The sequence below is a fragment of the uncultured Clostridium sp. genome, from assembly GCF_900547735.1.
GTDB lineage: Bacteria > Bacillota > Clostridia > Lachnospirales > Lachnospiraceae > Otoolea.
Genome location: NZ_URHZ01000141.1, coordinates 1 through 5613 on the forward strand (window position 1 = coordinate 1; position 5613 = coordinate 5613).

A 5613-nucleotide genomic window follows, 5' to 3' on the forward strand; every position below is an offset into this window, starting at 1 on the left:
TCAGCAGCAACTTTTATATCTTATCACAGTTGCTTTTGTTTGTCAACAACTTTTTACATTTTTTTCAAATCTTTGTTTTGATTTGCTGCCCCGTTTTGCAAGGGCGAGTATTATAATAACAAACCGCAAAGGAAAAGTCAACCTTTTTTTCAAACTTTTTTAATTTCTATTTAAAGCGACCGTAATTGACCTTATTTGTGACGATTTAAGACGGGTGTTATGTTTTAAAATCTGCTGACGAAGAATGCCGTATTGCCGCATATAAGGCCGCTTTCATTCCATCATGCTATCCTGCCGTCCCTATGCGGTAATCCCCCAATCCGCCGTTCATTCCGTCAGGCTAGTCCTTTATGCGGTTCCTTACGCGAGTCCGTCAGGCTCTCTCTTTACTTTCTTTCATTTTGCATTCCTTGTATTTCGCATTCCTTGTATTTCGCATTCCTTTTATTTCACATTCCTTTTATTTTGTAATCTTGAATCCCCTGAGCCGGCTGTTCCCTTAATACCGGTTGTTCCCTTAATATAAGAAACAACACCACTGAATCATTCTGAAATGCGCATTTATTTTCAAGCCCAACTCCCTCCAATGCCACCCCTAAAAAACGTCGTAAACCGTCGATAAAGTGTCGATACGGCAAAGTGTCTAAATGTGATTAAACATCCGGTTCTTTTCGTTATTTTATCGACGGCCTCATAATATACTAAGTAAAAACTATAGGAGGTTTTACTTATGTGGGAAATTATTAGTAACCCGGTTACGCTCTCAGTCATCGTGATGTGCGTGCTGTGTCTGTGTAAGCTCAATGTTATTTTGTCGTTGCTTATCTCAGCCATGGTGGCAGGATTTGCGGCTGGCATGGGACCGGCCGACATTATGGGGGGAATCATTACAGGCCTTAACGGCAACGGAACAAATGCCATAGCATATCTGCTTCTGGGAACATTTGCCGCCGCCCTGGCTCAAACAGGCCTGGCAACAATTCTGGCCAGATGGATTGCATCGGTTGTTAAAGAACGTAAATGGATTTTACTGCTGACCCTTGTGTTCTGCGCCGCTATCTCAGGAACCATTATTCCTGTACATATTGCTTACATCCCTGTTCTCTTTCCGCCGCTGCTTTTAATGATGAACAAGATGAAAATCGACCGTCGTCAGGCTGCCTGTGTGACTGAGTTCGGTCTGGTAGCGCCTTATGTTACCATTCCTCTTGGATATGGCGTTATCTTCCAGGGCATCGTAGCCGAGAATATGACGGCCAACGGTATGCCGATGCAGATGATAGAAGTATGGCCGCATACAATTATTCTTGGCGGTGGTATGCTCTGCGGTCTGATCGCCTCATGGTGGTTCTTCCGTAAACCAAGAGATTATCAGGATATCGCTCTGGAGGGAGTTTCTCTCGAGGGTGAAGCAATCCACATGAACAAAGACCATATCGTATCTTTAGTTGCCATCGCAGGCGTTTTATTCGGTCAGTTATACTGGGATTCCATGCCTCTGGGCGCACTGCTCGGAATCGTTATCATGGTTCTCGGCGGAGCTATCAAGCTTAAAAACAGTGACGGAACAATCGCCGAAGGTATCCGGTTAATGGGTATGGTTTCATTTATCATGTTGATTGCAGGTGGTTACGCCTATGTAGTAAATCAGACAGGCGCCGTTGATACTCTGATCGATGCAACGCTGGCTATCTTGGGGAATAGCAAGGCAATGTTCGTCGCCATACTGATTATTATTGGTCTTCTGATCACCATGGGTATCGGAACTTCTTTCGGAACAATTCCTGTTATTGCTCTGTTCTACGTTCCGATGTGTATGAAAATGAATATGAGCCCTGGAGCTACCGCCTGCCTTATTGCATGTGCAGCCGCTCTTGGTGATGCCGGTTCTCCTGCTTCGGACAGTACGCTGGGGCCGACGTCCGGACTTAATGCAGATGGACAACATGATCATATATGGGATACCTGTGTTCCAACCTTCTTCTTCTACAATATCCCACTGGCGATTGCAGGATTCATCGGGGGAATGATCCTTTAATCTGAACTATTAAAAACTGAATATTGAAATAAGACAATGAAGATCGCTATATGGACTTACATTGCCGGTCAAAACAACGAAAAGCACGCTTTGCGAACTTTTCATTGCCACCCAATAAAACAGCGGCGACTCACAGGCATATGCACTGATGAGGACGCCGCTGTTCTTTTTAATTAATAGTTCTCTTTCCTGATTTCAAAATAGCTCTGGGCATATTTGCAGACCGGGCATACTTCCGGAGCTTTCTTTCCAATTACAAGGTGTCCGCAGATACGGCACTCCCACATACTCTCTTCCGCTTTCTCAAAGACCTGCTGCATCTCGACATTGTGAAGCAGCTTGCGGTAACGCTCCTCATGGGATTTCTCAATTGCTCCCACTCTTCTGAATAACTCCGCCATCTCCGGGAAACCTTCCTCGTCCGCATCCTTTGCAAAACGGTCGTACATATCGGTCCATTCGTAATTCTCACCTTCTGCGGCCGCCAGCAGGTTCTGCGCGGTTGTTCCCAGATGTCCGAGCGCCTCAAACCAGAGTTTTGCATGTTCCTGCTCGTTTCTGGCTGTCTTTAAGAAAATGTCGGCCAACTGCTCGTAGCCCTCTCTCTGGGCAATCATGGCGAAATATGTATACTTATTCCTTGCCTGGCTCTCGCCTGCGAAACCTTCCATCAGGTTCTTCTCCGTCTTGGTTCCCGCATATTTATTTTCCGGGTTCTCCGCCTTTTCTTCGATCTTCTCAAATACGGAAGCCGGCTGATGACAGACCGGACAGGTAAATCCTTCCGGAAGCTCTCCCTCATGGATGTATCCACAGATTGTACAACGGTATTTTACTGAACTGTTCATATTTTTTCCTCCTAAATCTTCACTTCTGTCTCTGTAGCCGGTATGCAGCATCTGCTCCGCCAGCTCACTGAGCGGTTCCTTGTAAAATTCTTTATAAAGTTCAATGATTTCCCGGTTCTCATGACTGGTGCGCAGTTCCATGCCGCTGTCCTTCCGGTACAGGCCGGCAATCCTCTTTTTCCGCAGTTCATCGCCCTTTAACAGCGTGCCCTTTGGCTGCCCTCCGCCTCCGATGCATCCTCCGGGGCAGGTCATCACTTCTATGAAATGGTATTCCTTACCGCCATTTTTTATTCTATCAATAAATCGGGAGGCAGCCTTTGTTCCGTAAATAACGGCTACATTCACTTCGATTCCCTTTATGGTCACCTGGGCCTCCTTGACATCCTCCATTCCCCTTACCGGTTCCAAATCGTAAAGAACGGCCGGAGCTTTCTCACCGGTAATATATTCATAGGCAGTCCGCAGGGCCGCTTCCATAACGCCTCCGGTATTGCCGAAGATTACGCCGGCTCCCGACGCTTCGCCCATCAGTCTGTCATAAGATGAATCCTCAAGTGCGGCAAAATCAACGTCTTCTTCCTTCGCCCACTTAGCCAGCTCCCTGGTCGTGATTACATAGTCCATATCGCGCATATCATCAATGCCCAGATACTGTGCCGCCGCATTCATCTCTTCCCTGCGAATCTCAAATTTCTTCGCGGTACACGGTGTTACGGCTACATTAACAATCTTTTTCGGGTCAATCTCCATCTTCTTTGCAAAATATGTCTTGACCGTCGGCCCCTGCATCCCGATTGGGCTTTTGGCGGTCGACAGGTGCGGCAGCATATCCGGATGATAGGTTTCCGCATATTTCACCCAGGATGGGCAGCAGCTTGTAAACTGGGGAAGCGGCCTGGTCTTCTTTGTAATACGTTCAATCAGCTCACTGGCCTCCTCCACGATCGTAAGATCCGCGGCAAAGTTGGTATCCAGCACATAGGAGGCGCCCAGTTTCCGAAGAAGGGCGACCATCTTTCCCTGGACAAAGCTTCCGTCTTCCATGGCAAACTCTTCACCGAGCGAAATCCTCACCGACGGCGAGGTGTTGAATATCACTATCTTCTCCGGGTCCAGAACCGCTTTTTTAACATCGTGATATTCGTATTTTTCCGTGATACTGGACACCGGACAGACGTTGGCACACTGGCCGCAGTTGATACAGACCGCCGTTCCTCCCGTCTGCTCCAGAGTATAAGTCCCGTGGACTCCTATGTAGTCCGTACAGATATCCCTGCACTGGCCGCACTTGATACAGAGCTCTTCATCTCTGCTGATGGACGGGTTGTCTTTCTCAATGGGCACGCGCACGTTCATTGGTAAATGATTCATCTACACCTCCTGAAATTCATCGAAACGTTTGTGGCATTTCAATATCAATAATTATTACTGTTTTTATTTTACCATAATTTTCTTATTTGTCAAGTAACCTTTTTTTTATTCTAACCTTTTTATTTGAACCAAAGTTACTATTCACAGAACTGCGCCTTTCAGCAGGACTGTGAACAGTAACGAACCACATATTACCGGTTCCTTCCGGCTGCCGTGTCTTTCACTTTTCTTCCCGTCTTGCCGTATGCTCCTCCCAGCTCATTGTAGAGCGTAAATCCGAGAATCATAAGGCCTCCCGCAATCTGCATCAGACTCATCGTTTCCCCCAGCACAAATACGGACATGAGGCATGCCACCAGAGGATCAATGTAGCTCAGGATCGCGGCCTCCTGGCCTTTTAAGTCTTTTAACGAGGAAAAATAAAGGCAGTATCCGATTCCGGTATGTACCACGCCCAGGATAAGGAGGTTTAATATTCCAAACGCCCCCGCCTCCGCCACGTGAAAACCCGATTTAAACAGGACATACGGAAACATGACAATCAGTCCGACGATAAACTGCAGAAACGTCCTGTCAATCCCCTCTATGTCCGGCAGCGATTTATTGATGAGGATGATTCCTGCATACAGGGCTGCGGCAGCCAGTCCATATCCCACGCCTGTAATATTGCTGCTGCCTCCTGAAAAGCCGCCCGCCGAAATCACCAGCACCAGTCCGGCCGTGGAGAAAATAAAACAGATCATCTGGCGGAGGGACGGCCTCTCATGAAACAGAAACGGACAGACCGCCGTCACAATCACCGGGGCAAAATAGTAGCTGAGCGTTGCCACGGAAACCGAAGTATAACGGTATGCCTCAAAAAGAAAAATCCAGTTAAAACCGATCATCGCCCCGGATACCATCAGGAGAATCAGGCTTTTCTTACTGCCTGGAAGATGGAATTTCCTTCCCCTGACAAGCTGCCAGGCAAAAATCACCGCGATTGCAATTGCGGCCCGAAAAAAAGCAATCTCCTCCGAGGAAAGAGGAATTTGCGCCACAAAAATACCGATGGTTCCAAAGGCTGCCATTGCCGTTACATTCATAAACTTTGCGCTGCGTATCTTATGTTCCATTTCAGTTTCCGTCCCGCTTTCTGCTATATTGTAAGAACTGCTTTGAATTGCTTTTTCTATTCTGAGTATATCACAGGAAGTCCTGTTTTTCGACCCTGAACGGATTCTGCAAAAATCCGGACGGTATAGCGCGAACAGACTGCGGTTGTCGCGGAGTGGGAAACGGCGGGTTATTATTTGTGGAATGGGGATTTAATTGAGGAATGAGAACGCCGCCGGGACGGTCGGGGTTCGGGAT

At 47.3% G+C, this 5613-nt stretch carries 3 protein-coding genes; 1 reads left to right on the forward strand and 2 read right to left on the reverse strand.

The window, feature by feature from the left end:
- The first annotated feature begins 730 nt into the window (after positions 1 to 730).
- A complete protein-coding gene (locus QZT18_RS23250) occupies positions 731 to 2038 on the forward strand; it encodes a Na+/H+ antiporter NhaC family protein (protein WP_294152093.1) in 1308 nt (435 codons plus the stop codon).
- Positions 2039 to 2211: 173 nt separating this feature from the next.
- On the opposite strand, the gene rbr is transcribed toward QZT18_RS23250, so the two are convergent.
- Positions 2212 to 4260, reverse strand: coding sequence for a rubrerythrin (rbr, locus tag QZT18_RS23255; RefSeq protein WP_294152095.1), 2049 nt, complete (start codon positions 4258 to 4260; stop codon positions 2212 to 2214).
- Between the two features lie 191 nt (positions 4261 to 4451).
- On the reverse strand, positions 4452 to 5375 hold the full coding sequence (locus QZT18_RS23260; protein ID WP_294152097.1) for a DMT family transporter: 924 nt from the start codon (positions 5373 to 5375) through the stop codon (positions 4452 to 4454).
- Between the last annotated feature and the right edge of the window lie 238 nt (positions 5376 to 5613).